Annotated in this window: 2 protein-coding genes; both read left to right on the top strand. The window is 74.9% G+C overall.

What is annotated here, in order from left to right; all coding sequences use genetic code 11:
• The first annotated feature begins 115 nt into the window (after positions 1-115).
• On the top strand, positions 116-1516 hold the full coding sequence (locus EAO70_RS38475; RefSeq protein WP_222723459.1) for a DUF5685 family protein: 1401 nt from the start codon (positions 116-118) through the stop codon (positions 1514-1516).
• Positions 1420-2851: DHA2 family efflux MFS transporter permease subunit (locus tag EAO70_RS09475; RefSeq protein ID WP_222723460.1), on the top strand; the 1432-nt coding region annotated here is incomplete at its 3' end. The genes EAO70_RS38475 and EAO70_RS09475, both read left to right, overlap by 97 nt.

The raw sequence follows: 2851 nt of genomic DNA, 5'->3' as shown, positions 1-2851 counted from the left end.
CGGTTAGGCCGTCCCCTCCCGGATCCGCCCGACCCGTCTCCGGGGCTCCGTGCCCCGGACGGCCCCTCTAGGATGACGACCGCGCCCGACGGCGCTCCACGGGGGGAGATCTGCGGTGTTCGGAATCATCAGGCCATGCCGTCATCGGCTGGGCGAGGGACTGCGTACCGAGTGGATGGCCCACTTGTGCGGGCTGTGCCTGGCGCTGCGCGGCGAGTACGGGCAGTTCGCCCGGGTGGCGACCAACTACGACGGTCTGATCGTCTCGGTCCTGACCGAGGCGCAGTCGGAGCGGACCGGCGACCGGCGCCGGGGGGCCGGTCCGTGCCCGCTCCGCGGGATGCGGTCGGCGGACGTGGCGCAGGGCGAGGGCGCGCGCCTTGCGGCGACGGTGTCGCTGGTGCTCGCCGCGGCGAAGATACGCGACCACGTGGCCGACGGCGACGGCCTGCTCGGGCGCCGCCCGGTGGCCCTCGCGGCCCGCCGGATCGCCCGGGGCTGGGACCGCGCCGGAGCCGCGGGCGGCGAACGCCTCGGCTTCGACACCGCCGTACTGCTGGACGCGGTCGAGCGGCAGCCGGACATCGAGCGGTCGACCCACCGGGGCGGCTCGCTCCTGACGGTCACGGAACCCACGGAGACCGCGACCTCCGCGGCCTTCGCGTACACCGCCGTCCTCACGGGGCGCCCGGGCAACACGGAACCGCTGGCCGAGGCCGGCCGCCTCTTCGGCCGGCTGGCGCACCTCCTGGACGCGGTCGAGGACCTGGACGCCGACGAGGCGTCGGGCGCCTGGAACCCGGTCGCCGTGACCGGCGCGGACCGTGCCGAGGTGCGCAGACTGTGCGACGACGCCGTCCACGGGATCCGGCTCGCCCTCTCCGACGCCGAGTTCGTCGACGGGCGGCTGGTGCAGGCCCTGCTGGGCGGCGAGTTGGAGCGGGCCGTCGACCGGGTCTTCGACCCCCGGCACCGCCACCACCGGCACGACCGACGGGCCGCGGCCCCGCGCATGCTGCCCTGGCTGGGACTCCGTACGTCGACGGAACAGCCCCCGGCGGCCCCGGCGGACCCGGCCTGCGGAGTCGGCGCGCTGACGGGTACGGCCCCGGCCGGTGCGCCGACGGCATCGGGCCGGCCGCCGGAGGAGGCGTGCCGGCGCTGTCGCGCGTACCGCCGGCTGTGCGGCGACTGCCGGTTGTGCTACGAGTGCTGCCGCTGCGACGACGGCGACCCGGGGGAGGGCGAGTCCTGGCAGTTCGGCGAGGGCGGCGGCAGCGGAGGTACGGGCCGGGACTCCTCGGGCCGGGACGGCTCCCGCGGCGACGGCTGGTTCGGCGGCAACGGCGGCGGCTCGGGCGGCTCCTCCGGCGGTTCGGGAGGTTCGGGAGGTTCCTCCCACCCGCGCGCGTCACCGCCGTGCTGCGGATCCTCGTGCTGTCCACGTTCGTCGTCCTCCTCAACGAGACGATCATGGTCAACGCGATCCCGCGGCTCATGCGCGAGTTCGAGGTGACCGCGGCCGCCGCGGGGTGGCTGTCCACCGCCTTCATGCTCACCATGGCCGTCGTCATCCCGGTGACCGGATGGTTCCTCCAGCGCGTGACGACCCGGACCGCGTACGGGCTGGCCATGGCGCTCTTCCTGGCCGGTACGACGCTGGCCGCCGCGGCACCGGCCTTCCCCGTGCTCCTGGTCGCCCGCGTCATCCAGGCGAGCGGCACCGCCGTCATGATGCCGCTGCTCATGACGACCCTGATGACCCTCGTGCCGCCGCACGAACGCGGCCGCGTCATGGGCAACATCACCCTCGTCATCTCCGTCGCCCCCGCCCTCGGCCCCGCGGTGTCCGGCGTGCTGCTGCAACTCGGCACGTGGCGCCTGCTGTTCCTGGCCGTACTGCCCATCGCCGGCGCCATGGCGATCGTCGGCCGGCGCCGACTGGTCAACATCGGCGAACCCCAGGCCGGACCGATCGACTGGGTCTCCGTCCCCCTCGCGGCGGCCGGCTTCGGCGCCCTCGTCTACGGCCTGAGCGGTCTCGGCGCCGGGGGCGAGACGACGGCGGTGGTGCCCGCGGAGGCCACCACCGCCGTCGGCGCCCTGCTGGTGGCCCTGTTCGTGTGGCGGCAGCTGGCCCTGCAACGGTCCTCGACCCCGCTGCTCGACCTGCGCGCCCTCACGTTCCGGCACTTCTCGGTGGCACTCGCCCTGATGTGCCTGTCGTTCATGGCCCTCATGGGCGCGTTCATCCTGCTGCCGCTGTACCTCCAGGAGGTGTGCGGCCTCACCTCACTGCAGACCGGGCTGCTCCTCATCCCCGGCGGTCTCACCATGGGTCTGCTCGGACCGCAGGTCGGCAAGCTGTACGACCGGCTCGGCGCACCCCGGCTCGTCGTCCCCGGCGCGGCGGTCACCGCGCTCTGTCTGGGCCTGTTCGCCCTGATGGGGGAGCGGACCTCGCCGTGGCTGGTGCTCGCCGTCCACGTGGCCCTCAGCGCCGGCATGGCGTTCGTCTTCACCCCCGTCTTCACCTCCGGCCTGTCCGTGCTGCCGCCGCACCTCTACCCGCACGGCTCCGCGATCCTGGGGTCCCTCCAGCAGGTCGCGGCCGCCGCCGGCACCGCCCTGGTCATCAGCGTGATGTCGGGCCGTGCCGCCACGGCCGCGGCCGACGGCGCCGCGCCCACGGACGCCCTGGCCACGGGTGTCCAGTGGGGCTTCGGCATCGGCGCGGTGCTCGGCGGACTCGCGGTGCTGGTCGCACTCCTGGTGCGGACCCCGCCGGTGTCGGAACCGCCCGCCGCGCCCGAGGTCCAGGGCGAGGAGGGGACCCCGCTGGACAAGACCG

Source organism: Streptomyces sp. adm13(2018) (genome assembly GCF_008042145.1).
GTDB lineage: Bacteria > Actinomycetota > Actinomycetes > Streptomycetales > Streptomycetaceae > Streptomyces.
This window is presented reverse-complemented; position numbering and strand designations above follow the sequence as displayed.